We start from the raw sequence: 23,608 nt of genomic DNA, 5'->3' as shown, positions 1-23,608 counted from the left end.
CCCTGTCGAAGCGATCCCACAACCACTCGACATGGTTGCGCCCCGCACTTGTCTTCGCGCTAGCGGATCGTCGTACCTGTACAGCTCAACAGCATCCGGCCGTGCATCTCACGAATCTGTCCATCGATCCGAAATCACGATTATGTTACAGATCCGCATCGGTCATTCCCCCGCCAACAGCGGAATCACCGGTGCGAACGCCTCCATCTGGGTGGGGAAGACCCCCACGTAGGACATCCCGGTCTTCGCCCGCACGTTGCGGATCTGCTCGGCGATCTCCTCGTAGGAACCGATTGCGAGATATGGCGATTCGAGGATCTCGTCCACCGTGAGCTTGACGTCCACCTCGATGTTCGGGGGGAATCCCTGGTCGAGGGCGGCCAGCGCCATCTCGGCGGTCTGCTCGCGATCGTCCGTGACGAGAATCATCGTGATGGTCCAGTTCAGCTCGATGTCATCGAACCGATCCCCCGCCGCGCGACGGATCACGTCCACCCGCTCCACAGTCTTGTCCATCGTGATCCCCGACAGCAACAACCGGCCGTCGCGGTTCGTGGGAGTGGCCACCGAGATGATATCGGCGTACTTCGCCGCCAGCGCGAGCATCTTCGGTCCCCCGCCGCCGACCGCGATGGGCGGTCGCGGGCCCTGGCGCGGCCGCGGGCTGCCCTTGAGGCCGTCGATGCGGTAGTGCTTGCCCTCGAAATTGCACTCCTGGCCGCGCAGGAGCACGTCCAGGATCTGCAGCGTCTCCTCGAGCTTCTCGATCCGGACGCCGGGGCGCTCGTAGGCGATGCCCGCCTTGTCGAACTCCTCCTTCATCCATCCCGCGCCGATCCCGAGTTCGAGCCGGCCGCCCGAGAGGACGTCGACGGTCGCGGCGTCCTTGGCCAGGATCGCGGGATGGCGGAAGCCGTTCGCGAGGACGGCGGTGCCGAGGCGGATCTTGTCGGTCGTGACGGCGAGCGCACCGAGCGCGGCGATGGGTCCGACCTGGTTGCCCAGGTGGTCCGGGATCATGAAGCTGTCGTAGCCGAGCTCCTCGGCCTTCTGCGCCAGCTTGACGAAGCGCCGGGCGCCGCCCTCCTCGGCGTTGCCCTCGCCACCCGCGGCGAAACGAAACTTCCGCGGTTGCGTGGCGGCCGAGCCGTCGGTGGCGCTCATCGAACCTCTTCTCGTGTGGCGGTGGTCGCGCGTCACCGACCCGGAGAGCTTCCCGGGTCAGGACCGAAGGTCGAGTCTAAGCGCCGACCGAGGAACGATTGTATCGGGTGGTGATCCCCGACACTACCGGCCGGTAACAACGGGGAGGGATCACTCCTCCGGTGGTTTCGGCGCCTCCTCGATCTTCTCGATCGCCCAGTTCGCCACCCACTGCGTCGCCGTCGTACCCGAATCGTCCACGACGAACGAGTTGTACAGGGCGTGCACGGGGTTGTTCGCGTACTCGAGCAACCGCGGCGCGCTGGCGAGCCAGTTGCCGGGGTTCAGCGCGTTCGGCGGCGCGTCGCAGATGCCGTCCGTCGGTGCACAGATGTCCACCACCTTGTCCTCGAGCTCCCCGAACCCGCCGGGCCGCGCGCCGGTCATGGTGATCCCCGGCAGCCGCAGTCCGTCCAGGGACAGCTCGGCGCCGACGCCCGCGACGGGCGGGCCGATCGTCTCGGCCGTGCCCGGGTCGCGACGGCCGTCGGCGATGAGCGCCACGCCGAGCACCCGATCCGCCGGAACCGGCCCGTCACCGGCGCCGATGCGCGCCGCGACGTCGCCCGCGATGACCGCACCCTGCGAGAAGCCGGTCAGGACGTAGTTGGTCAGCGGGCACTCGGCGAAGCGGCGCGCGAGGATGTCCTCCGTCGCCGCGGTGCCGGCGGTGCGGCTGTTGTTGTAGGACTGCTGCCCGTCCGGCGGGAGCGCCACCGGATTCGAGAACTGGGCGACGTACGGAACGGTGTACACGTCGGCACGCTGCGCGTCGAAGCGCTCCTGCAGCGGACGCGTGACGTTCAGCATCAGCGACAGCGGATTGAACGTCGGGTTGTACGGATCGTCCCAGGCCGCCGACTCCCACGTGCCCGGTACCGCCACCACCTGGACGTCCGGGCACGATGCGGGCTGCGCCTCCGGCTTCTCGGGCCCGAGGGGCCCCGGCGGCCCGGGCACCGGGAGCCGGCCCGCGAGGATGTACCAGAGCGCGAGCACGGCCGCCAGGACGACCAGGATCCCGAGGACGAGGATTCCCCGCCTCCGGCGTCGTTGCTTCGCTCGGGCCGTCATCATTGCCGCTCCTAGCAGAAGGTGTCGCGTGCGACGGTGATGTAGACGTCGGCGGTCGTCGCGGCGTCGGCCTCGGAGATCTCCTTGCCGGCGGCCGCGGCCTCGCTGCCCACCGATGCGGTCACGATCGTCTTGATCTCCTCGGGCGAGCTGCCCTGGGCGGTCGCGGCGCAGATGTAGTTGGCGGTGTTGATCGCGATGCTGCCGTCCGCGGCCGGCTCCACGCCCTGCTTCCGCAGCCCGTCCAGGAACGCCTGGCCGCGGTCGTCCACCGGCACCTCGGTCGGGCCCGGGAATCCGGGCTCGGTCTCCGGCTGCGCCGGCGGCGCGGTGGCGGCCTCGCCCGGGCTCGTGGTGGCCGTGTCGCCGGGGGCTGTGGTGGTCGCTTCGCCGGAGGTGGTCTCCGCGGCGGATGTCGAGGTGGTCGCCGACACGGACGTCGACGGGGTGCTCGTCGCCGTGGAATCGTCGCTACCGCAGGCGCCCAGGAGGGCGGCGGCGGCGAGCGCCGCGGCGCCGGCGCCCAGGACGCGGGTCAGGCTCGAACGGGTCCGTGCAGGCATGTGGTGGTGTCCTCGCATCCAATCGTCGGAAATGGGCAGTGCCCAGGCTACAGATGAGGACCGGGCGGTGACCGGACCCATGGGTCGCGGTCACCGCCCGATCCGGTGGTCGCGGGGCCGCCGTGGCGGCACCGGGTGTGCGAGGGCCGATCCTAGGGGCGGACGGTGGCCACGTTGTCGACGACCGTGACGAATCCGCCCTGGAAGTTCTGCTGGACACCGCCGGGGATGGGGAACTCGTCCCCGACGGGGAAGCCGAGGCGACCGTTCTCGTAACCGGCGCTCTTCCACGCGTCGAAGACCGGCCCGGTGCGGACCGACCACGCCCCGCTCAGCGGGCTCCAGTAGATGTTGCCGCCCTCGAACTCGTTGAACCGGCCACCGTCCTTGACGGGGATCTCGCTGGTCTTCGGGAACCCGAGCCAGCCGTTCTCGTAGCCGAGCTCGGCGTACTTGCCCATGATCATGCCCTGTACGGCGTGGGCCCCGAACGGCTCGCTCCAGTAGAGGGCGCCGATCTCGAAGCCCTGCACCACGCCGGGCTTGCCGGGGGTGGCGACCTCGTCGGCCACCGGGTAGCCCAGCGGGCCGCCCTCCCAGCCCTGCCGCGCCCACTCGTCGCGGATGGCGCCGCGCACGGCGTGCGCCCCGGTCTGCGGGGTCCAGTAGATCGAGCCCTGCTGGAAGTGGTTGAACCGGCCGCGGCCGTCGGGGGTGCCGCGTTCCTCCGTGGTCGGGTAGCCGAGCGGGCCCCCCGGGCCGCCCGCGGCCTGGTAGGCCCCGCCGATCGCACCCGCCACCGGGCGGGCCCCGCCGTCGGTGGAGGAGAAGATCCGGCCGAAGCGGAAGTCCTGGACGCGCCCGCCCGCGACGGCGTACTCCGGCGTGAGGCAGTCGCCGATCCAGGGACCGGCGGCCGCTGCGTCGCCGATCGCGCCGGCGGCGCTGCAGTTAGGCTTCGTGACCTCCACTCCGAGGGCGTTGGCCAGCTGCGGCCACAGCTGGTGCAGCTCGAACTCCCAGTACGGCCACGAGTGGGTGCCCGACGGCCGGTAGACCACCTGCGCAGGGATGCCGATCTTGTTGAGCTTGGTGGCGAACGCCTGCGAGGTGAGCCGCGACAGGATCTCGAGGCCCATGCCGGCGTAGTTCGTGCTCACGCCCGGGATACCCGACGGCTGGTCGTACGGGCCGGTGCTGCCGCTGCCACTGGAGACGTACAGGCTCACGCCCTCGAGCTTGTCCGCCAGCAGGTACGGATCGTGGGCGGCCCACTGCTCGCCGCCGGGGGTACCCCACATGGCCGACGAATCGAAGCCGCCGGCGTCCTGCATCGCGTACTGAATGGCCTGCGGCATGCCCAGGGTGGTGGTGGTGAGGATGCCGGAGAGCGACCCCGCGAACTTGAAGAAGCCGGGGTTGCGCGCGGGCAGGAACATCGCAGCGGTGCCGCCCATCGACAGGCCGACGACGCCGCGGTCCTTCGTGGTGCGCCAGTTGCCCTCGAGGATCGGCGGGAGCTCCTTGGTCAGGAACGTCTCCCACTGGTAGTTGCGCCCGTTGTTCTGGTCCATCCAGTCGGCGTAGAAGCTGGACTGCCCGCCCACCGGCAGCACCACGTTGACGTTCTTGTCCGCGAAGAAGGCCTCGGCGTCCGTCTCGATCGTCCAGCCGCTCTCGTCGTCGCGGGCGCGCAGGCCGTCGAGCATGTAGACGGCGGGGAACCGCGCCTCGGGTTCGATGTTCCAGTCCCGGGCGAGCAGCAGCTGCACCTGAATGGGGGTGCCCATGGCCGGCGAGTTCACCCACAGGGCCACGCGCCGGTCGGTCAGCCAGTCGACGCGCTGCACCGTGACCCCGGCCGGGGCCTGCACGGCGGTCGGCTCGCTGCGGTCCACCGGCTCCGCATACGCGGCCCCGGCCGCGAGAGTTCCGGCGACGAGGGGCGCGACGAGCGCGGCGGCGACCGCCCCGAGGACCCGCCGGCCCCGACGGGCACGCGGCGCCGGCTGCTGGGCGCGCACGGTTCGACGTCCGCCAAGCACTGTTCGCATCGGCATCGCTCACTTTCTGCGTTGCTGGGGCGTCGGCGGGCGACCGGGCCCCGCGTCTCGAAGACTGTTTCTACACGTGAACGGGCGCCGGGTGGGGGCGCCGCGCTGTGACGGGTGTGGTTTTTGTCAACGATCCGCGAAACGGCGCATGCCGCCCCTCGTCCCTCGCGGGTCGTGGGGCGGCATGCGTACCGTCAGTGTGCGCCGGGGAGTTCGGCGCGATCAGTAGGCGTTCAGTGCCTCGAGGATCTGGGGGCGAGCCTTCCACAGCTCCTCTTCCCAGTACTTCCAGGAGTGCGTGCCGCGCGCCGGGAAGTCGAAGCGGGCCTGGATGCCGAGGGTGGCCAGCTTGATCTGGAATGCGCGGGTCTGGGCGAGCGCGAGCGCCTCGAGGCCCATGGCGTTGGCCGTGTTGTAGACACCGACCAGGCCCTGCGGGGTGTCGTGCTGGCCGGGCAGGCCGCTGGCGGCCGAGATGTACATCGACAGGCCGGCGAGCTTCGGCGCGAACACGAACGGGTCGTTGCGCAGCCACGCCGGGCTCCACGGCGGGCCCCACATCGAGTCGACGTTGAAGCGGCCGGCGTCGAGCATCGCGACGCGGATGGCCTCACGCATGCCCGGGGCCGACAGGTTCAGGTAGCCGGAGAGCGACGAGGCGAACTTGAACTGGTCGCGGTGGTAGGCCGCCAGGGTCAGCGCGGCGCTGCCGCCCATCGAGAGGCCGAGGATGCCGTTGTTGCTGCGCGAGACGCCGCGGGTGGCGAGGTAGTCCGGCAGCTTCTCCGTCAGGAACGTCTCCCACTTGTAGGTGACGTCCTGGCCGTTGAGATTGCTGGGCGCGTACCAGTCCGTGTAGAAGCTCGACTGGCCGCCGACCGGCATCACCAGGGTGACGTTGTCGTTGGCGAACTGGTCGCGGGCGTTGGTCTCGAAGCTCCAGGCGTTCGCGTCGTCGCGGGCACGCAGGCCGTCGAGCAGGTACAGCGCCGCGTCACCGCCGCGGGCGGCCCACTGGATCTGCACCTTGATCGGGCCCATGTCGGAGTCGACGAAGACTTCCTCGAAACCGCCGGCCGGTGCCCGATGCGAGATCGGGGCGGCGGCTGCGGGAGCGGCGAGCGCGGCGGTGCTTCCGGCGACGCCGGCGGCAACCGGCAGAACGAGGGCTGCGGCACCCACGCCGAGCACGCGCCTGCGGAGGCGCTGCGACAACCTCGGGACAAAACGCATGAACAATGCTCTCTTTCTCGATCTGCGGCGTCCGCGTGCGCGTCCCCCGTCGGATACCGGCGGCGACGACCGAGCGGGCCGTCACAAGTCACACTGCGGTCAAGACTGTAAAGGACACCGTGAGCTCTGACAAACCCCCGGTAACCCAGGTCAACGAACCGTGTGTCGGCTTCGATATCGGCCTGCACCCCCGATGCGTTACACATCCGTTATCGACTGTGATCATACCGAGATACGCCCGGCGGACCGCACGGGCCCACCGGGGCGAAAACGACATCGATGTAATTCGCGGGCCGGACGACCGCGTCAGCCCCCGTCGCGCGGGGGCGGAAGCGCGAGGCCGCAGCGCTGGATCTCGTATTTCGGCACCCGGTCGAAGCGGTAGTCCGCATAGTCGAACGCGTTGCGGAAATTCCGCTTGAACAGTGGCCACGTCAGTTCCGCGCGGGAGGACGCGAGCAGTTCCTGCGTCTGCGGGCACGTCAGCGCCACCTGCGCCTGCGCCACCCAGTCCTCGTCCAGATAGGCCGGCAGCCACGGGTGCACGTCCACCATTCCCGTGTCGGCGACGACCCAGTCGGGGTAGAGCAGCTTGTCGTGCCCGATGCGCCCGTCCTCGAGCCGCTCGGTGTGCGCCGCCAGCGGGTACGCCAGCCCCATCTGGTCGAGCACCTGCACGTCGAGCCCGACGTTCATGCTGGTCATGCCGAGGTTGAGGAAGTAGACCGTGTGGCCGGCTCCGCCCGGCGGCACCGGCCCCGGCGGCGGCACGACGTCCCATGCGTCGAACGACGGTGTCGGCAGCAGCAGCCCGCCGTCGGGGGTGTTGGAGATCGCCTCGACCATCGCCCGCATGCGCGGGTAGTCGAGGTAGTCCTCGGCCCGGACGGGATGCAGGTGGCCCGTGTTGAGGGCGTAGAACGCCCGCTCGTCGACGATCCCGGAGCGGCCCACCACCGCACCCTCGGGCATGCCGGTGGTGTTCGCAGCGATCGCCGACCACACCACCACACCGAGCCACAGCACCCCCGCCGCCCCCGCGACGGCCGTCGCGCGAGTGCGGCCGATCTCGGCCCGCTGCGGAACCCGCAACGGAATCACGGCGACGGGAATGAGCAGACAGAACAACGGCGGCAGCAACACCCGGCCGTGCATGAAATCGCCGCCGACGCGAAGGGCGTACAGCGTGAGCAACAATGCGGCGCCGAGCATGAAGACGACCACGGCCGCGGGGGTGCGCAGCGCGCGCTGTGCGCGCGCCGGAAAGGACCCGTCCCTGTGACGGAATTCACGTTTCGGCGCGTCCTGTTCGCGGGGTCCCCGGTACCGCCACGCGAGCGCGGCACCGAGCAGCAGGAGCAGCAGCGGCAGCCACAGCAGGTACGGGCTCACCAGGTTCCCGAGGTACTCGAAGCCCTGCGCCCACTTCGCCCCGCCCGCGTCCTTGGCCACCGCCGTGTTCGGATAGGGCAGACCGTAGTAGCCCATCCGCCAGATCTGATAGCCCACCGGCACGGCACCGGCCACCGCCACCACGGCGACCCGCACCCGCCACGTGAGTCCGGCCGCGAGGAACAGCATGAGCAGGGCCGGAAGAGCGAGAAGCGCCAGTTCGGGGCGCACGAGCGGCCCGAGACCGGCGACGAACGCCGTCGCCAGCACCGACGGGGTCGACGGCAACCCCGGCACCGTCGCCCACCGCACGAGCAGCAGCCACAGCAGGGCGATCCAGCAGATCACCAGCCCGCTCTCGAGGCCGGAGGTGGCGAAGTCCCGGGCCGGGGGCACCGCGATGTAGACGAACATGCCGGCGGGCACCAGCAGGAACGTGGCACCACTGCCCCGCAGCCGCCCCCGGTACAGCCGGCCCGTGCCGAGCATCGCCAGCACCACCGCCGCGGTCGACAGCACGAGCGCCGTGGCAAGCACCACGTACTCGAGCCGCACCCCGCTGAGCCGGCCCGCCGCGTACACGAGATACGTCCACAGGGTCGACGTGTTCGCCTCGACCCGGTCGCCGGCGTTGAACACCGGGCCGTTCCCGGCCAGCAGGTTGCGCACGGTGCGCAGCACGATCAGGCCGTCGTCGGCGATCCAGCGACGCTCCCACGCGCCCCAGAACATCAGCAGGGCCGTCAGCGCGACTCCGCCGGAGAACACCGCGGTCGGCACCCACGGCCGCATGCCGCCCCGGCCCGCCGGCCGGGGCCGGCGGGCCGGGGCGCCGAGATCCTCGTCGAGGTCAGAAGAGGTAGACAGCACCGCCGACCGCCCCGATCCAGGCCAGCGCGAGGAGTTGCAGCACCCGGTCCTTCAGGGCGATCTCCTCCGGTTCGCCGGCCTCCCCGCCGTCCACGTCGACCGCGTACCGCAGGATCGCGATCACGAACGGAATCATCGAGATCGCGAACCAGTTGGTGTCGTTGGCCTGGTCGCGCTCGAACGCCCACAGGCCGTAACAGATGACGACCGCCGTCGCCGACAGCGTCCACACGAACCGCAGGTAGGTGCCCGTGTAGTACTCGAGCGACTTGCGGATCTTCGCGCCGGTCCGCTCCGCGAGCCGCAGCTCCGCGTACCGCTTGCCGGCCGCCATGAACAGCGAGCCGAAGGCCATGATCAGCAGGAACCACTGCGACAGCAGGATCTCCGCGGCCACGCCACCGGCGATCGCCCGGATGAGAAACCCGGAGGAGACGATGGCGATGTCCAGCACCGGCTGGTGCTTGAGCCCGAAGCAGTAGGCCAGCTGGACGGTGATGTACACCGCCATCACCACCGCGAGCTGCCAGTTCGCCAGGAACGACAGGCCGATCGAGCCGACGAGCAGCACCACCGCCATGCCGTAGGCCAGGTTCACCGGCAGCACGCCGGCGGCGATCGGGCGGAACCGCTTCGTGGGATGGGCGCGGTCGGCCTCGACGTCCATCGCGTCGTTGACCAGGTAGATGCCCGACGCGGCCATGCAGAACACCACGAAGGCCAGGGCGACCGGGATCAGGACGTCCAGCTCGGTCGCCGAGCCGGCCGCGAGGGGCGCGGCCAGCACCAGCACGTTCTTCACCCACTGCCGGGGGCGAACCGCCTTGACGATGCCCTCGGCCAGATTCTTCGGAGGCGCCGCGACGGCTACCGGTTCCTCGCTCATCTCTCTCCAAACTTCTTCTCGGCCCGCACGACGGCCGCGGCGGACGCGGCGCCGAGCGCGGCGCCCGCCAGCACGTCCGTCGGATAGTGGACGCCGAGCACGAGGCGGGACAGCAACATCGGCGGGACCAACACCGCCGGTAAGGGTAGCCCGGTCAGCCGACCGAGCAGCACGGCAGCGGCCGTCGTCGAGGTGGCGTGCGAGGACGGGAAGCTGAGCCGGCTCGGGGTCGACACGTTGACCCGGATGGTCGGGTCCACGGGCCGGGGACGCCGCACGACCCGCTTGACCACGATGGACGCGGCGTGGGCGCCCACGGCGCCGACCGCGACCCCGGCCCACCGCCGCCGGCGCGGGCGGTCGACCAGTGCGCCGACGCCGCCGATCACCGCCCAGCCGAGGGCGTGCTCACCGAAGTGCGACAGCCCACGGGCCGCGGCGATCGCTCCCGGCCGGGAGCCGACCGTGGCCTGCACGGCCTGCAGCACCTGGATCTCCGCCTCGGTGGTCGGCCATTCACGACTCGAAGACACGCTCCCACTCCTCCTTGCTCGTCAGGGCGGGAACCGCGGCCTGGTACTCGTTCTTCAACTCGGGGAACCTGCGTGCCAACTCGCGGCGCAGCCGCACGGCCTCGGACAGCAGAGCCTGTGCCTGCCGAGGGTCGCGCTTACGGTAGACGACGCCGCGCCCGTCCGCGGTGGTCACCGTCACACCGTCCACCTGCGACAGCAGGAACCAGCGGGCGTCGAGGGTCGGCACGTTCAGCTGCGGACGCTCGTGGTGTTCCGGATGCGCCGGCCGCACGTTGTGCACCAGGCCCTTGGCGAGCCGCACCATCTTGCGCACCGCCCCGCGCGGCTCGCCGACCGCCCCGACCTCGGCGCCGGACGGCAACGGCAGCTCGGTCGACGACGGCAGCACCACGGCGTCGGAGAACCGCTTGCGCAGCGCGTGCACCTCCCCGAGCGCGGTGGGCAGCAGTTCGAACAGGCGGTCCGGGCCGGCGAGGAAGTCCTCGATCGCCTTGTTCTGGATCGCCACCGTCGAGTACTCGAGGCACAGCAGGTGCTTGAGCGTGGCCTTGACGGTGTCGAGCACCAGGCCGCGTCCGTCGCCCGGCATGTGCAGGGCCGCCACGACGAGGCGGTTGCGCAGGTGGAAGTACGCCTGCCAGTCGATGGCGTCGTCCTTGTCGCTCCACGCCATGTGCCAGATCGCGACGCCCGGCATGGTGACGGTCGGGTAGCCGGCGGCGCGGGCCCGCAGCCCGTACTCGGCGTCGTCCCACTTGATGAACAGCGGCAGCGGCTGACCGATCTCCTCGGCCACCTGCCGCGGGATCATGCACATCCACCAGCCGTTGTAGTCGACGTCGATGCGCCGGTGCAGCAGACGAGACTGCTCGCGGTCGCGCAGCGGCTTGGTGGAGAAGTCGTGGTCGTACTCGACGTTCGGCGCGGCCGTCCACATGAAGTCGGCGCGGTTGATCACCTCGCCCATCGTGTGCAGGTGGCTGCGTTCCTGCAGGTTGAGCATCTGGCCGCCCACGAGCATCGGGCTCTTGGCGAACCGGGACAGCGCCAGCGCGCGCAGGACCGAGTCCGGTTCCAGCTCGATGTCGTCGTCCATGAACAGGATGTACGGGCAGTCGGTGGTCTTCAGCGCCTCGTACATGATGCGGCTGTAGCCGCCCGAACCGCCGAGGTTGCCCTGGTCGTGGATGGCGAGCCGGTCGCCGAGCGCGGCCGCCGCCGCGGTGAAACCGGGCTCGTCGCGAACCTTCCGGGTGCCCTGGTCCGGGATGATCACGGCGTCCACGACGTCGAGGACCAGCGGATCGGAGGCGAGGGCGACGAGGGCCTTCACGCAGTCCGTGGGGCGGTTGAAGGTGGGGATGCCCACGGCGACGGACGCCTCGCCGGGTGCCTCGACCGGCGCGTACCAGCCCGCCGAGCGCAGCGTGACGTCCGAGTCGGTGGTGATGTCGAACCAGATCCAGCCACCGTCCTCGAACGGGCCGAGATCGATCTCGAACTCGACCGTCGCGGCGTCGTCCCCGGCGGGGGCGCCGCCGGAGAACTCGCGGCCCTCGACGTGGATGCGGCTCGCGTCGGCCTTCGAGCGGTACACGTCGGCCCGGCCGTGGCCGGTGAGCTCGAGCCGCAGCACCACGGAGGTGAGCGTGCTCCACCGTCGCCAGTAGCTCGCCGGGAAGGCGTTGAAGTAGGTGCACATCGACACTTCGGACTCGGCGCCGATGTTCAGCGACGTCCGGCCGACGGCGTGCGCGCGCCGTGCGTTGGTCGGCGATTCCTCCAGGTAGAGGGTGCGCACGTCGAGCGGTTCACCCGGGCGCGGCAGGATCACCCGCTGCAGCAGTGCCCTGCCGAGCAGCTCGGATTCCGGCGCGACGGGCTCGGCCAGCTGGTGCCGGGCGCTCACGAGGCGTCCCCCGCCAGCGGCGTGCCCGACTCGAAGTACGGGAGGAGGGCGTTGTCGAACATGCTCAGCGCGCTCGCGATGGCCATGTGCATGTCGAGGTACTGGTAGGTGCCGAGCCGGCCGCCGAACAGCACCTTGTTCTCCGCGGCCTCCCGCTTGGCCCGCTCCCGGTAGGCCGAGAGCGTGGCCCGGTCCTCCGGGGTGTTGATCGGGTAGTACGGCTCGTCGTCGTTGCCGGCGAAGCGCGAGTACTCGCGCATGATCACCGTCTTGTCCGTGGGGTAGCCGTCCCGCTCGGGGTGGAAGTGCCGGAACTCGTGGATGCGGGTGTAGGGCACGTCGGCGTCGTTGTAGTTCATCACCGGGGTTCCCTGGAAGTCGCCGGTGGGCAGCACCTCGGTCTCGAAGTCGAGGGTGCGCCAGCCGAGGCGGCCCTCGGCGTAGTCGAAGTAGCGGTCGAGCGGCCCGGTGTAGACGACGGGGGCGCCGGGGCTCGCGGCGCGGATCTCGTCGCGCACCTCGAACCAGTCGGTGTCGAGCCGCACCTCGATCTTCTCGTCCTTCGCCATGTTCTCGAGCCACGCGGTGTAGCCGTCGACGGGCAGGCCCTCGTAGGTGTCGTTGAAGTACCGGTTGTCGAAGGTGTAGCGGACCGGCAGGCGGGTGATGTTGCCGGCGGGCAGTTCCTTCGGGTCGGTCTGCCACTGCTTGGCGGTGTAGTCGCGCACGAACGCCTCGTAGAGCGGCCGGCCGATCAGGGAGATGGCCTTCTCCTCGAGGTTCTGCGCCTCCGCGGTGTCGATCTCGGCGGCCTGCTCCTTGATCAGGGCACGCGCCTCCTCGGGGCTGAAGTACCGGCCGAAGAACTGGGACACCAGCCCGAGACCCATCGGGAACTGGTAGGCCTGGCCCTTGTGCATCGCGAACACGCGGTGCTGGTAGTTCGTGAAATCGGTGAACTGGTTCACGTAGTCCCACACCCGCTTGTTGGAGGTGTGGAACAGGTGGGCGCCGTACTTGTGGATCTCGATGCCCGTCTCGGGCTCGGGCTCCGAGTAGGCGTTGCCGCCGAGGTGGTGGCGGCGCTCGACGACGAGAACGCGTTTGCCGAGTTGCGTGGCGGCACGCTCGGCGATCGTCAGTCCGAAGAACCCGGAGCCGACGACGATCAGGTCGTACTCACGGGTGGCAGGCTGGGGCGAGGGTGCAGCAGTCACGGAAGACCAGGGTAGGCGACCCGCGGGGCCGTGCGCGTTTCCGGTAGCGGGAGCGACCGGAAACGCGCACGGGTCAGGCCAGGTGGGCCCGCAGGGCGGACCGGACGAATTCCGCACCCGCCGGGCCGCCGTAGTTCGCGGCGAAGCGCTCGTCCGCGACGTACATCTCTGCCAGCCCCAGGACGTACTCCCGGTTCGGCTCCTCCCCGTGGCCCGGGGTACCGGGGATGCTGCCGAGCCACGCGACGTGGCGACGGGCCAGGTCCTGCCCCTCCGGGCCGGCCGGATCGAGACCGGCGGCCGCGGCGGCCGTCCAGTCCGCGCCCAGGCGGGCGGCGACGGACTTCCAGTCGTCGCGCTCGGCCTCGCTCATGCCACGCCACCAGCGGTCACTACTGTCGTAGGCGTCCTGGCCCCAGCGTTCGATCACCTCGTCGCGGTACTGCGTGTGGTCGAATCCGTCGAACACTTCGTTCGCCATCAGTTCCTCTCCTCTCTCGGTTCTGCGGATGGTGGTGCGCACCGACTCGATCTGCCGGGCCAGCCGCCGCTGCTCGTGCTCGAGCAGTTCCAGATGCACGCGCAGCGCCGCAGTGGCGTCGCGATGGCCGTCGAGCACCTCGGCGACGGCCGGCAGTCCCAGGCCGAGGTCGCGCAGCAGCAGGATGCGCTGCAGCCGGACCAGGGCGTCGGCGTCGTAGAACCGCATGCCGCCCGGGCCGGTGCGGCTGGGCTCGAGCACGCCCACGTCGCCGTAGTGCCGCAGGGTGCGGCTGGTGACGCCGGCCGCGCGGGCCAGTTCCTGGATGGACCATTCGCCTTTCATCGCGGGCCTCTCTCGTCGGGTACGCCCAGGATGCGTCTTGACGTCGCGTCAACGTCAAGCCCGTTCGGATCCCGTTCGTCCGGATCGGCGCCTACGGTTTCCCTGGACGCTCCGGCCGGAAGGAGAAACGGTATGACGCTGATCGGCGGACTGCCCGCTCACCCGCTGCTCGTGCACGCGGTCGTCGTGCTGGTGCCTCTGGTGTCGACGGGGCTGATCCTGTGCGCGCTGTGGCCGGCCGCGCGCCGGCACCTCCTGTGGCCGGTCGTGGTGCTGGCGGCCGCGGCGCTGGTGCTGACGCCGCTCACCGCCGAGACCGGCGAGCAGCTCGCCGGCGCCCTGGGCGACACCCCGCTGATCGAGGCCCACGAGGAACTCGGCGAGACCATGACCCTCGTCGTCGCGCTGTTGTTCGCCGCGACGGCGCTGCTCGCGGGGGCGCACATGCTGCGCGGCCGCGGCGACGGCGGCGGGCGACGAGCCCTGACCGTCGTCGCGGCGGTGCTGGCCGTCGTCGCCGCGGTGGGCGCGACGGTGCAGACCGTCCGGGTCGGCGAGTCCGGCGCCCAGGCCGTGTGGACCGGCCGCGTGCCCCCCGCGACGGCCGACTGACGGAGAGATTCGACGCGCGTTCACCGCGGCGCCCGGCGTCGTTGCCGCACCCGTCGCCGCGTCCCGGCTCAATGAGAACGGTGCGCATCGTTCAGCTCGCCAACTTCTACGGCCCCCGGTCGGGCGGCCTGCGCACCGCGCTGCACCAGTGGGGCGGCGGGTACACCGCTCGGGGACACGACGTCACGCTGATCGTGCCCGGACCCCGTCGCGGCGAGGAACTGCTCGGCAACGGGGTCCTGCGGATCACCGTGCCGGCACCGGTCGTCCCGTGGACCGGCGGGTACCGGGTGGCCGACCCGCGGCGCGTCGCGGACGTGCTGCGCGGCCTGCGGCCCGACGCGGTGGAGGTGTCGGACCGGCTGACGCTGCGCGGATTCGGCCGGTGGGCGCGCCGGCGCGACGTGCGCAGCGTCGTCGTCTCCCACGAGCGGCTCGACCGCCTCCTCGGCCAGGTGCTGCCGGCGCCGGTCGCCCGGCGGGCCGCCGACCTGGCCAACCGGCGGATGGCCACCGACTACGACACGGTGGTGTGCACGACGGAATTCGCGAGCACGGAGTTCACCCGCATCGGCACGCCGAATCTGGTGCGGGTGCCGCTCGGCGTGGACCTGGACCGCTTCCACCCCGCCCGCCACGACCGCCGCCTGCGCGAGCGGCTCGTACCGGACTCGTCCCGGCTGCTGCTGCACTGCGGCCGGCTGTCCGTCGAGAAGAAGGCGGAGCGCAGCATCGACGCGGCGCGCCTGCTGCACCGGCGCGGGCACGACGTCCACCTGGTCGTCGCCGGCGACGGGCCGCGACGTCACGCCCTGGAGCACAAGGCGAAAGGGCTCCCGGTGACGTTCACCGGATTCATCGGCGACCCCGATCGGCTGGCCGCGCTGTTCGCCACCGCCGACGTCTCGCTGGCCCCGGGACCGCACGAGACGTTCTGCCTGTCGGCGCTCGAATCGCTGGCCGCCGGCACCCCGGTGGTGGCGTCGCGGTCGTCGGCGCTCACCGAGATCCTCACCCCCCAGTGCGGGGTACTGTCCGCCGACCGCGACGCGGCCTTCGCCGACGCGATCGACGAATTGCTGAGCGCCCCCGACCTTTTCCTGCGCCGCTCGGCGCGACGTCGCGCCGAGCAGTTCGGGTGGGCGACGTCGGTGGACAGGATGCTCGCGGTCCTCGGCGACCCCGGGCACCCGGCCGGAACCGCGCGGTAGGCCGGCCGGACGAGATCGCCGCCAGCGCAGCCCCACCCGTCCACACGCCGGCGGCGGCGAGGGCGGTCGCGGAGAACGACGAGGCCGTTGCGGCGATCTGCGGCCCCAGCCCCGCGCCGACGAACAGCGCGCAGGTGTAGAGCGCCGTCCCGGCACCACGGTGCGGGCCCGAACGGTCGAGCACGAGGGCGATCAGAGCGGGGGCGATCACCGCCACGCAGAACGTGATCGCGGCGAAGGCGGCCACCGGCGCGTCCTGCGCCACCGTCGCGCAGGCCGCCGCCACGAGGAGGAAGACGACGATGCGGTGCCCGGTCCGGATCCGGCCGAGCAGACCCGACAGCAGCGGTGCCGCGACGATCGCCGGCAGCGCCGACGCCCGGAAGACCAGCAGCTCGTCGGGATCCCCCACCACGGCGAAGCGTTGGACGCCGGTGTGGAGCGCCACGAAACCGGCCAGCACCGTGGCGGTGACCGCCAGCACGGCGACGGTGCGTGCCGATCCGAGCAGCGCGACGGCCGCCGTCACCGGCTGCGGGCCGGGTCGCGGCGGTGGTTCGTCGTCGACCGCGGCGAGCACCGCCACCGTCGCCACGGCGAACAGGACAGCACCGATCCCGAAGAACCACCGCCATCCGGCGAGCGCGGACACGGCCTGCGCGGCGATCTGCCCGAGGACGACGGACGCGAGGAAGGACCCGGTGAGCACCGACAGTGCCGTCGCCCGGCGAGCCACCGCGATCCGGGTGCCGACGTACGCGAAGGCGGCAGGCGCGAACGCCGCGGCCACCGCGCCCTGCAGCACCCGCGCGGCGATCATCCACGTCGCGTCCCGGGCGGTAGCGACCAGCACGGTGGCCGGGACGAGCGCCCCCAGACCCGTCAGCAGGGTCCGCCGCGGTCCGATGCGGTCGACGACGGCGCCCCAGGCGAGGAACCCCACCGCATAGGCGATGCCGAACGCGGTGTGGGTCACGGTGACCCGCTGCGCGTCGAGGCCCAGGTCGTCGGCGAGGACACCGAACACGGGGATCACGGCGTAGAGCTGGGACAGCACGAGCACCGCGAGGAGTCCGAGCAGTACGACGACCGGGAGGAACGCCGCCACGGCATCCCCCTCGCCGGACGACCGGTCCCGGGGCGAGGCGAGATCCGGCTCCGTCATTCGGGCAGCCCCAGCACGACCTTCCCGAGCACCCCACCCTCGACCGCCTCGTGCGCCGCCGCCACCTCGTGCAGGGGGAACCACACCGTCGGCAACGGGGTGAGCGCGCCGTCCTCGAGTGCCGCCGTGATGCCGCGCACCGCGTCCTCCTGGGCTCGCGGACCGATGGTGTAGACGAGCATGAAATGGGTTCGGAGGTTCCGGGCCATCAACCGCTGCACGGGAATCGGCGGCGGTTCGGGTTCGGGGGCGTACACGACGACGGTGCCGTGGTCGGCGAGCACCTCGAGGTCGAGGTCGAGGTTGCGTCCCAGGGCGAGTTCCAGAATGCGCCCGACGCCGTCCGGCGCGGCGGCCCGCAGCGCCGCGGCGGCCTCGGAGCTGCGGTAGTCGACCACCACGGACGCCCCCGCCGCGCGCGCGAGCCGTGCCTTCTCGTCCGTGCTCGCCGTGGCCAGCACCGTGGCACCGGCCCGGCTCGCCAGCTGCACGGCCGCGTTCCCCACCGCGCCGGCCCCGCCCGCCACCAGCACGGTCGCACCGTCGAGCGGACCGTCCGCGAACAGGGCGTGCCATGCGGTCATGAACGGGATGCCGAGCCCGGCGGCGAGCTCGTCCCCGACGTGCTCGGGCAGGTTCACCGCCTGCCGATCGGGGACACACGTCCACTGGGCTGCGGTGCCGTGCCGGCGCCGCCACGCGGCGTTCCACACCCACACCCGGGAACCGATGCGGCCGGGATCGGCACCCGGCCCCACTGCGTCGACCACTCCGACGCCGTCCGAGTGCGGGATCTGCCACTGCAGCGGCGTCCCCCGGCCGTGCAGCCGGGCCCGCCAATCGGACGGGTTGACCCCGGACAGCCGGAGGCGGACCCGCACCTCCCCCGGCCCGGGCTCCGGTCGCGGCATCCGGCGAACGTCGAGCACGTCCCGGGCCGCGCCGAGGCGCTCGTACACCGCCGCGAGCATGTCCGGCACCGTCAGACTCCCGCCCGTGCGGTCTCGATCCGGGTGTCGAGGGCGGCGTACTCGTCGAGCGCCCGGGCAACGGCGACGTCGACCGGCAGCACCGGGGTGAAGCCGAAGAGCTCGGTGATCCGCTCCAACCGGGCCGGCAGGTCGCCGCCCACCACGTGGAACGGAATCGCCAGTTCCGCCATGATCTCCTCGAGCATGCGGTCGGCCCGGGCACGGAAGTGCTCGTTGACCGGACGATGCCCGTCCGCGCTGAGCGGCAGCTCGTTGGGCAGGTGCACGAAGGCGTCGAACGTCGCCTTCACGTGCCGCTTGAACGCCTTGCCCAGTTCGGCGACGACGTCCTCGAAGTAGGCCAGTTCGGGCGTGCGCGGCACGGGTACCCCTTCGCCCAGGCCCACCGACTCGTTCGGATTGATGCCGTAGGTGACCCGAACGGAGCCGTAGATCCACTCCTGCAGCGACGAACCGTCGGAGATGAACCCGTCCCACAGGTTCCGTTCGTGGATCGCCCGATCGACGTGCCGGACGACGATCATCTGCAGCAGCTCCGCGGACGTGCATTCCTCGAGCGTCTTGCCGGGGGCGGCCTCGGGGAGGATCTCCCGCATCGTCTTCGCCCGGGTACGGGGGATGCCCGTGTACTCGGACAACGCGATCGAGGTCAGTGTCTTTCCGGAGGAATAGGTTCCCGAGATTCCCAAGCGCATTGCGCGTGCCTTTCCGTCGCGGTGTTCGCGGTGGTCAGAAGTTGGCCGCGAGCTTCTGTGCGTGCGCCACGTGGCCGGCCAGGTCCTCGTCGGGGGCGCCGGTCAGAACGGTCGGGGCGAACCGGACGACCTCGGTGTCGGTGATGCCGACGAAGCGCAGCCAGTCGTCGAAGAAGGTGGTGGCGAAGTCCGCGCCGAACTCGAGCGGCACGCCCGGCGCGTAGACCCCGCTGGTGTAGACGGCGAGAGCCCGCTTGCCGGTCAGCAGCCCCTCGTATCCGGTGGCGGGGTCGAAGCCGAACGCCCAGCCGGGCTGCGTGACGATGTCGATCCACTGCTTGAGGACGTACGGCACACCCGCGTTCCACATCGGCACGTTGAACACGTACACGTCGGCCGCCGCGAACCGGTCGAACACGGCCCGGGCCGCGTCCCACGCCGCCTTCTGCTCGGCGGTCTGTTCCTGACCGCCGAAGACGGCCATCTTGGCGTCGGCGGCGACCGTGCCGAACTCCGGCAGGTCCGCGGAGAACAGGTCGAGGGTGTCGACCTCGAGGTCGGGCCGGCGATCCGCCAGCGCCTCGACGAAGGCCCGTGCGATGGCGAGGGACTGGCTGTGTTCGCCACGGGCAGAGGCGTTCACATGCAGGAGCTTGGTCATCGGGATCCTCTCGGAAGATGTCGTCGCAGGCCGCGGGTGCCGACGAGCAGGCCGCCACCCGCACACGCAGCTAGGCTGCAGGGGACAGCATCATCCGCGTGCCGCGGCAGCTCAAGACGGCACTTTCGAGTGCCTCGGGCACCTCGAGGTTCCCGGGCTGCGGCGGGGCGCGGGTGCGGGGAACGGTTACGGGGGAATTCGATGACGACGACCGCCGGTGAACGACGCGAGCGGGAGAAGGCCCGGTACAGCATCTACCTGGCCGGATGCCCGGCACGTCAGGTGCTGGAGACCTTGAGCAACAAATGGGCGACGCTGATCCTGTCGGCCCTGACGGACGGCCCGCGGCGGCACAGCGAACTGCGCCGCACGATCGCCGGCGTGAGCCAGAAGATGCTCACCACCACGCTGCGGACCCTCGAGCGTGACGGTGTCGTGGAGCGGACGGTGACGCCGTCGGTCCCGCCGCGGGTGGACTACCGCCTCACGCCCCTCGGCGAGTCCCTGGTCCCGATCGTCGCCGAGATCAAGGACTGGGCGGAGTCGAACATCGCCGACATCCTGGTGCATCGCGAGGAGTACGACCGCGCGACCCGCAACACCGGGTGACGTGGTCCGCCGCACCGACTCCCTGTGATTTCGAACGCAGTCGACGCCCGCGACGGCGGGCGGCATTGACCTGCCGCACCGTCGTCGATTGGATTCACGCCTGTGAACGCGACGTCGAAGGAAAATCGCAGAACCGAGCTGAGCATCTTCCTCCGTCGACACCGGGCCCGGCTGTCGCCCTCGGATGTGGGCCTCGTCGCCTCGGGCCGGCGGCGCACGCCCGGTCTTCGCCGTGAGGAGGTCGCGGCGCTGGCGAACGTCGGGCTCTCCTGGTACACCTGGCTCGAGCAGGGCCGGCCCATCAACGTCTCATCCCAGGTGCTCGACGCGATCTCGCGCGCATTGAGCCTCGACGACGCGGAGCGGATCCACCTGCGGCTGCTCGCGGGTGTGCCCGACCGGTCTCCGAACACGCAGCAGCGCAGCACAGTTCGCGACGATCTGCTCCAGTACATCGTCGACGGTTTCCGCGAGCCGGCCTACATCGTCAACCGGCACTGGTGCGTGGACGTGGCCAACATCCCGGCCCGGGACCTGCTCGACGTCCGGGCGGGCACCAATTGCCTGGTCCGGTTCTTCACGGAAGACGGTCGCGCACAGCGGTACTGCGATCCGGAGGCCACGGCGCGCAGTCTCGTCGGCCGGTACCGTCTCCAGGTGGCGCGCTACGTCGACGATCCCGTGTTCGCCGAGACCGCGCGCCGGCTCTGCCGGGAGAGCGAGGTGTTCGCCGCGCTGTGGGACGAACGCTCCGTGTGCGCGGAACCGCCCGAACTCCTCGCCTTCCGCCACGAGGAGTTCGGACGCATCGACTTCCGCACCGTCTCGTTCCCACTCGGGTCCGATCCGAGCCGGGCCCTCGTTCTACAGATTCCCGAATCCGGCTATCGGTCCACCGGTTCGGACACGCCGGTGCGGATCGAACGCGTCGCGGGATAACCGGGCATCCCCTCCCCCACCACGACGCGTTCCCCCGCCAGATCGAGCATCGGCGCATCCGAGACGTGGTCCCCGTACGCGATCGAGCGGCCGAGATCCGTTCCGTGGGCACGGGCATACGCCGCCACGGCGCGCGCCTTGTCCGGGCCCAGCATCGTGGCGCGCACGACGCCGGTGTATCGCCCCGCGGACGAATCCAGGTCGGTGCACAGCACGGCCGCCGCACCGATGTGTTCGGCGATGGGATCCAGGGCCGGCGCGAAGGACCCGGAGACGAGAACGATTGCGAAACCGTCCGAGGTCCGCGCGGCGAGGTCCGCGAGCACAGCTTCGTGGAAGAACCCGCCCTCGGACAGTTGTCGCGCGAACCACCGTCGGCCCGCGGCCGCGACCTCGGCGAGCGAACGACCCTGCCACCACGTGTAGTACGCCCGGTTGGTCACCGCTCGCGGCACCCCGCGCGCCCTCAGCGACCGCAGTCCGGCGAGGTGCGCCCGCGCCTGCCCGCCGACGCCACGCTCGGCGCCGTCGAACAGCAGTAGCGAGAACAGCGTCACCTGCGCGACGAGCGTCTCGTCCACGTCGACGAACGCGCATCGTGCGGTCACGCCGTCGCGACGTCGTCCACCCGCAGGCGGTTGACCAGGTCCGCCACGCCCTGGAACGTGTGCGCCGCCACCATGTCCTCCTCCGCGACGTCGATCGCGTACCGGGCGGACAGGATCGACCCGAGCTCGACGAGCACCAGGGAGTCGCAGCTGAGGTCGTCGAAGGTGGTGTGTTCGTCGATGGGGCCGGAGAATTCGGGAAAGTGCTCGTCGACGACGGCCGCGATGTCACGATACGAGAGAGTCATCCTGCGCTCCTGTGTGAGAGTGGGAAGAGATGAGGTGCGGCCACGTCACCGCGGCCGCGCCCCAGGTGGTTCCACCGCCGAATGCGGTGAGGATCATGCGTTCTCCCGCCCCGATCCGCTGGGCGGCGTCGGCGAGGGCGAGGGGAATCGACGCCGCGCTCGTGTTGCCGACCCGGTCCAGGTGCACGAGGGCGCGTTCCGCGGGCAGCCCGAGCCGGTAGGACACCGATCGGAGGATCCGGAGGTTGGCCTGATGCGCCACGAGGCGATCCACCGCCGCCGGTGTCCAGCCGACCCGGCCCATGACGGAGGCCGCGGACTCCGACATCGCCGCCACGGCCGCCTCGAACACCCGCTTGCCCTGCATCGTGAAGTAGCGGTTCCATCCGGTCGAGGCGGATTCGCTGGTTCGTTCCCGGGAGCCGCCCCCGGGCACCATGATCAAGTCCGCCTGTCCCCCGTCGGAACCCAGGTGGGTCGCGAGTACGGCACCGTCCTCGTCGCGGTGTCCGGCCCGCAGCACCATGGCGCCGGCTCCGTCGCCGAAGATCACCGCCGTGTTCCGGTCCCCGGGATCGAGAATCGTGCTGAAGGAGTCGGCTCCGACGACGAGCACCCGCTCGGCACCGCCCGAACGGATCGTCGATTCCGCCAGCATCAGGGCGTAGAGGAAGCCGCTGCACACGGCCGCGACGTCGAATGCCGGGACCGGCCCGAGGCCCAGCCGGCTGGCGACGCTGGGTGCGGTTGCGGGACAGGGATGGTCGGGGGTGGTCGTCGCCAGGATCACCATGTCGACCGCGTGTTCTCCCGCGGACGCCAGGGCTCGCCGGCTCGCGGCCACCGCGAGGTCGCTCGTGGCGGTGCCGGCGGACACGAAGTGCCGGAATCCGATTCCGGTCCGCTGGCGGATCCACTCGTCGCTCGTGTCGAGGCGGTGCTCGAGCGCCGTATTGGGGATCGCCTCCCCGGGAACGTATCCGCCGATTCCCGCGATCACGGCGGCGCGCGTTCCCCGGTCGCGGTCGCCCGCTGCGGTGGTCACCGCAGGTCCGATCCGGCGGCGGGCGCCGGCAGTTCGTGCGCGACCGAGCAGCGCACGGCGGTGCCGTTCCGCTCGGAGACGATGTCGCACGCGCGCCACAGCGCGCCGCCACGGGCGAGGGAGCGGAGCGCCTCCAGCGCCACGGTGACGGGCACCTCGGCCTCGGTCTGCACGGCCGGATCGGTGGTGTGCAGAACCGTGCGGCGCATCCACAGCGTGTTGCTCGTGGCGCGGTCGATCCCGTCGAGTTCGTACATCAGGATCTGGCCGAGCTGCAGGGTCTCCACGAATGCGTCGACGAGCGTCACGTGCGGCTCGTACCGCGCGGCCAGTCCGGCACCGGGTATGCCGTCGCCGGGGCCGGCGACGAGCCTCGACCGGGCGTGCGCGACGGTACCGTCCACGCGGATGTCCTGCGTGCGCATCTCGTGGGTGCGGTACCCGTCGGCGTAGGGTCCGGCCGCGTGGGCGAGCAGACGGTCGGCCACGGCCGGGTCGAGTCGCGACGCGGGCGTCCCCACTCCGGGATGGACGACCTCCAGCTCGACCGCGAAGCCGGCGACCCGCACCCGCACCGCGTCCACGCACGCACTCCGTCCGGCGTGCTCGGCACGACCGGGCTCCACCTCGGATCGGACGTGTTCGGCTGTCACGTCCAGGTTTCCGAGGTCGTGCTCGACGGGCGCGGCGGCCGCGCGGATCACCACCGACCGCACCCACGCCGCCGCCAGATCGGCCTCGTCGAGACCGTACGCGGCCCCGATCACCGCGCCGGCCGCCCGCGTGGCGACGAGCAGAACGTCGATCGTGCTCAGGTGCGGGCGCTGCGCCGTCGTACCCTTCGTCGACCAGTCCGACGGGCATTCCACGCCGGCATTCGCCCTGATCCCGGTCGCCGGATGGTCGAGGAGACCGGCGAAGCGGAGGTTCTGCCGGACTCGGCGATAGCCGGCCCCGAAGAACCTGTCCTCGGCCGGACCGAGGTATCGGCTCGGTGAGTCCAGCGTGAAACTGCCCTGTGCCACGGCCGCTGCCATGTGTCTACCCCCAGATCACATCG

General features: G+C 71.1%; 22 protein-coding genes and 1 pseudogene. 4 read left to right on the top strand and 19 right to left on the bottom strand.

The genetic code is table 11. The annotated features are described in order from the left end of the window. Window positions 1-162: 162 nt before the first annotated feature. The 11 genes from KZJ41_RS01495 to KZJ41_RS01445 form a co-directional block, all read right to left on the bottom strand. Window positions 163-1,164 carry an LLM class F420-dependent oxidoreductase gene (locus tag KZJ41_RS01495; protein WP_065923193.1) on the bottom strand — a complete coding sequence of 334 codons (1,002 nt, stop codon included), beginning with the start codon at window positions 1,162-1,164 and terminating at the stop codon, window positions 163-165. 150 nt (window positions 1,165-1,314) lie between these two features. Beyond that, on the bottom strand, window positions 1,315-2,277 hold the full coding sequence (locus tag KZJ41_RS01490) for a cutinase family protein (protein ID WP_043801822.1): 963 nt from the start codon (window positions 2,275-2,277) through the stop codon (window positions 1,315-1,317). Between the two features lie 11 nt (window positions 2,278-2,288). Beyond that, window positions 2,289-2,840 carry a DUF732 domain-containing protein gene (locus KZJ41_RS01485; protein WP_050034380.1) on the bottom strand — a complete coding sequence of 184 codons (552 nt, stop codon included), beginning with the start codon at window positions 2,838-2,840 and terminating at the stop codon, window positions 2,289-2,291. A gap of 152 nt (window positions 2,841-2,992) precedes the next feature. After that, on the bottom strand, window positions 2,993-4,900 hold the full coding sequence (locus KZJ41_RS01480; RefSeq protein ID WP_221776167.1) for an alpha/beta hydrolase-fold protein: 1,908 nt from the start codon (window positions 4,898-4,900) through the stop codon (window positions 2,993-2,995). A gap of 216 nt (window positions 4,901-5,116) precedes the next feature. Further along, window positions 5,117-6,127, bottom strand: coding sequence for an alpha/beta hydrolase family protein (locus tag KZJ41_RS01475; RefSeq protein ID WP_029547027.1), 1,011 nt, complete (start codon window positions 6,125-6,127; stop codon window positions 5,117-5,119). A gap of 306 nt (window positions 6,128-6,433) precedes the next feature. Next, window positions 6,434-8,311, bottom strand: coding sequence for a flagellar motor control protein ZomB (gene zomB, locus KZJ41_RS01470; protein ID WP_044476001.1), 1,878 nt, complete (start codon window positions 8,309-8,311; stop codon window positions 6,434-6,436). A gap of 58 nt (window positions 8,312-8,369) precedes the next feature. Further along, on the bottom strand, window positions 8,370-9,275 hold the full coding sequence (locus KZJ41_RS01465; protein WP_006937150.1) for a decaprenyl-phosphate phosphoribosyltransferase: 906 nt from the start codon (window positions 9,273-9,275) through the stop codon (window positions 8,370-8,372). Then, window positions 9,272-9,808: a phosphatase PAP2 family protein gene (locus KZJ41_RS01460; RefSeq protein ID WP_006937153.1), complete on the bottom strand. Its 537-nt coding sequence runs from the start codon at window positions 9,806-9,808 to the stop codon at window positions 9,272-9,274. The genes KZJ41_RS01465 and KZJ41_RS01460 overlap by 4 nt, the downstream gene beginning before the upstream one ends. Continuing rightward, on the bottom strand, window positions 9,792-11,720 hold the full coding sequence (locus KZJ41_RS01455; RefSeq protein ID WP_065923195.1) for a glycosyltransferase: 1,929 nt from the start codon (window positions 11,718-11,720) through the stop codon (window positions 9,792-9,794). Before KZJ41_RS01455 ends, KZJ41_RS01460 begins: the two co-directional genes overlap by 17 nt. Further along, window positions 11,717-12,937 (bottom strand): UDP-galactopyranose mutase, encoded by a 1,221-nt coding sequence (gene glf / locus KZJ41_RS01450; RefSeq protein WP_006937155.1) that lies wholly within the window; start codon window positions 12,935-12,937, stop codon window positions 11,717-11,719. The genes KZJ41_RS01455 and glf overlap by 4 nt, the downstream gene beginning before the upstream one ends. A 73-nt stretch (window positions 12,938-13,010) precedes the next feature. Next, window positions 13,011-13,763 (bottom strand): MerR family transcriptional regulator, encoded by a 753-nt coding sequence (locus tag KZJ41_RS01445; RefSeq protein ID WP_006937156.1) that lies wholly within the window; start codon window positions 13,761-13,763, stop codon window positions 13,011-13,013. A 132-nt stretch (window positions 13,764-13,895) separates the two neighbouring features. Here KZJ41_RS01445 and KZJ41_RS01440 point away from each other — a divergent pair, with 132 nt between their 5' ends. Together KZJ41_RS01440 and KZJ41_RS01435 are read left to right on the top strand one after the other, a co-directional pair. Next, window positions 13,896-14,375 (top strand): DUF2231 domain-containing protein, encoded by a 480-nt coding sequence (locus KZJ41_RS01440; protein ID WP_065923196.1) that lies wholly within the window; start codon window positions 13,896-13,898, stop codon window positions 14,373-14,375. A gap of 80 nt (window positions 14,376-14,455) precedes the next feature. Further along, entirely contained in the window at window positions 14,456-15,586 is a 1,131-nt protein-coding gene (locus KZJ41_RS01435) for a glycosyltransferase (protein WP_065923569.1), read from the top strand. A gap of 112 nt (window positions 15,587-15,698) precedes the next feature. Here the strand turns inward: KZJ41_RS01435 and KZJ41_RS01430 are convergent. From KZJ41_RS01430 to KZJ41_RS01415, 4 genes and pseudogenes are all read right to left on the bottom strand, one after another. After that, a pseudogene (locus tag KZJ41_RS01430) lies at window positions 15,699-16,751 on the bottom strand (MFS transporter); the annotation flags it as partial. Beyond that, complete coding sequence (locus KZJ41_RS01425; RefSeq protein WP_065923570.1) at window positions 16,748-17,722, bottom strand: NADPH:quinone reductase; 975 nt, start codon at window positions 17,720-17,722, stop codon at window positions 16,748-16,750. The pseudogene KZJ41_RS01430 and the gene KZJ41_RS01425, both read right to left, overlap by 4 nt. Before the next feature lie 11 nt (window positions 17,723-17,733). After that, window positions 17,734-18,438: an AAA family ATPase gene (locus KZJ41_RS01420; protein ID WP_065923197.1), complete on the bottom strand. Its 705-nt coding sequence runs from the start codon at window positions 18,436-18,438 to the stop codon at window positions 17,734-17,736. A 34-nt stretch (window positions 18,439-18,472) separates the two neighbouring features. After that, the gene (locus KZJ41_RS01415; RefSeq protein ID WP_006937166.1) at window positions 18,473-19,099 is read right to left on the bottom strand and encodes an FMN-dependent NADH-azoreductase; all 627 of its coding nucleotides are present in this window, start codon (window positions 19,097-19,099) and stop codon (window positions 18,473-18,475) included. A 201-nt stretch (window positions 19,100-19,300) separates the two neighbouring features. Between KZJ41_RS01415 and KZJ41_RS01410 the strand changes: the two genes are divergently transcribed. Together KZJ41_RS01410 and KZJ41_RS01405 are read left to right on the top strand one after the other, a co-directional pair. Beyond that, window positions 19,301-19,708, top strand: a complete 408-nt coding sequence (locus KZJ41_RS01410) for a helix-turn-helix domain-containing protein (protein ID WP_006937168.1) — start codon at window positions 19,301-19,303, stop codon at window positions 19,706-19,708. A gap of 102 nt (window positions 19,709-19,810) precedes the next feature. Continuing rightward, the gene (locus tag KZJ41_RS01405) at window positions 19,811-20,647 is read left to right on the top strand and encodes a helix-turn-helix transcriptional regulator (protein WP_029547020.1); all 837 of its coding nucleotides are present in this window, start codon (window positions 19,811-19,813) and stop codon (window positions 20,645-20,647) included. Here the strand turns inward: KZJ41_RS01405 and KZJ41_RS01400 are convergent. The 4 genes from KZJ41_RS01400 to KZJ41_RS01385 are packed head-to-tail and all read right to left on the bottom strand — an operon-like array spanning window position 20,593 to window position 23,585. Then, window positions 20,593-21,255: an HAD-IB family hydrolase gene (locus KZJ41_RS01400; protein ID WP_065923198.1), complete on the bottom strand. Its 663-nt coding sequence runs from the start codon at window positions 21,253-21,255 to the stop codon at window positions 20,593-20,595. The two genes, KZJ41_RS01405 and KZJ41_RS01400, sit on opposite strands and share 55 nt — an antisense overlap. Next, window positions 21,252-21,503, bottom strand: a complete 252-nt coding sequence (locus KZJ41_RS01395; RefSeq protein WP_006937172.1) for an acyl carrier protein — start codon at window positions 21,501-21,503, stop codon at window positions 21,252-21,254. The genes KZJ41_RS01400 and KZJ41_RS01395 overlap by 4 nt, the downstream gene beginning before the upstream one ends. Beyond that, entirely contained in the window at window positions 21,484-22,548 is a 1,065-nt protein-coding gene (locus tag KZJ41_RS01390) for a beta-ketoacyl-ACP synthase III (protein WP_065923199.1), read from the bottom strand. Before KZJ41_RS01390 ends, KZJ41_RS01395 begins: the two co-directional genes overlap by 20 nt. Next, window positions 22,545-23,585: an AvrD family protein gene (locus KZJ41_RS01385; RefSeq protein ID WP_051359233.1), complete on the bottom strand. Its 1,041-nt coding sequence runs from the start codon at window positions 23,583-23,585 to the stop codon at window positions 22,545-22,547. The genes KZJ41_RS01390 and KZJ41_RS01385 overlap by 4 nt, the downstream gene beginning before the upstream one ends. Window positions 23,586-23,608: the final 23 nt, after the last annotated feature.

Source organism: Rhodococcus sp. 11-3 (genome assembly GCF_023704055.1).
GTDB lineage: Bacteria > Actinomycetota > Actinomycetes > Mycobacteriales > Mycobacteriaceae > Rhodococcus > Rhodococcus aetherivorans.
The sequence above is the reverse complement of the archived record's forward strand: the minus strand, read 5'-3'. Positions and strand labels throughout refer to the sequence as shown.

Bases quoted from the DNA above. Each gene is read 5' to 3' on its own strand.
- KZJ41_RS01495 (WP_065923193.1), bottom strand. From the start codon at position 1,164: ATGAGCGCCACCGACGGCTCGGCCGCCACGCAACCGCGGAAGTTTCGT.
- KZJ41_RS01490 (WP_043801822.1), bottom strand. From the start codon at position 2,277: ATGACGGCCCGAGCGAAGCAACGACGCCGGAGGCGGGGAATCCTCGTC.
- KZJ41_RS01485 (WP_050034380.1), bottom strand. From the start codon at position 2,840: ATGCCTGCACGGACCCGTTCGAGCCTGACCCGCGTCCTGGGCGCCGGC.
- KZJ41_RS01480 (WP_221776167.1), bottom strand. From the start codon at position 4,900: ATGCCGATGCGAACAGTGCTTGGCGGACGTCGAACCGTGCGCGCCCAG.
- KZJ41_RS01475 (WP_029547027.1), bottom strand. From the start codon at position 6,127: ATGCGTTTTGTCCCGAGGTTGTCGCAGCGCCTCCGCAGGCGCGTGCTC.
- zomB (WP_044476001.1), bottom strand. From the start codon at position 8,311: ATGCGGCCGTGGGTGCCGACCGCGGTGTTCTCCGGCGGAGTCGCGCTG.
- KZJ41_RS01465 (WP_006937150.1), bottom strand. From the start codon at position 9,275: ATGAGCGAGGAACCGGTAGCCGTCGCGGCGCCTCCGAAGAATCTGGCC.
- KZJ41_RS01445 (WP_006937156.1), bottom strand. From the start codon at position 13,763: ATGAAAGGCGAATGGTCCATCCAGGAACTGGCCCGCGCGGCCGGCGTC.
- KZJ41_RS01440 (WP_065923196.1), top strand. From the start codon at position 13,896: ATGACGCTGATCGGCGGACTGCCCGCTCACCCGCTGCTCGTGCACGCG.
- KZJ41_RS01425 (WP_065923570.1), bottom strand. From the start codon at position 17,722: ATGCTCGCGGCGGTGTACGAGCGCCTCGGCGCGGCCCGGGACGTGCTC.
- KZJ41_RS01420 (WP_065923197.1), bottom strand. From the start codon at position 18,438: ATGCGCTTGGGAATCTCGGGAACCTATTCCTCCGGAAAGACACTGACC.
- KZJ41_RS01415 (WP_006937166.1), bottom strand. From the start codon at position 19,099: ATGACCAAGCTCCTGCATGTGAACGCCTCTGCCCGTGGCGAACACAGC.
- KZJ41_RS01410 (WP_006937168.1), top strand. From the start codon at position 19,301: ATGACGACGACCGCCGGTGAACGACGCGAGCGGGAGAAGGCCCGGTAC.
- KZJ41_RS01395 (WP_006937172.1), bottom strand. From the start codon at position 21,503: ATGACTCTCTCGTATCGTGACATCGCGGCCGTCGTCGACGAGCACTTT.
- KZJ41_RS01385 (WP_051359233.1), bottom strand. From the start codon at position 23,585: ATGGCAGCGGCCGTGGCACAGGGCAGTTTCACGCTGGACTCACCGAGC.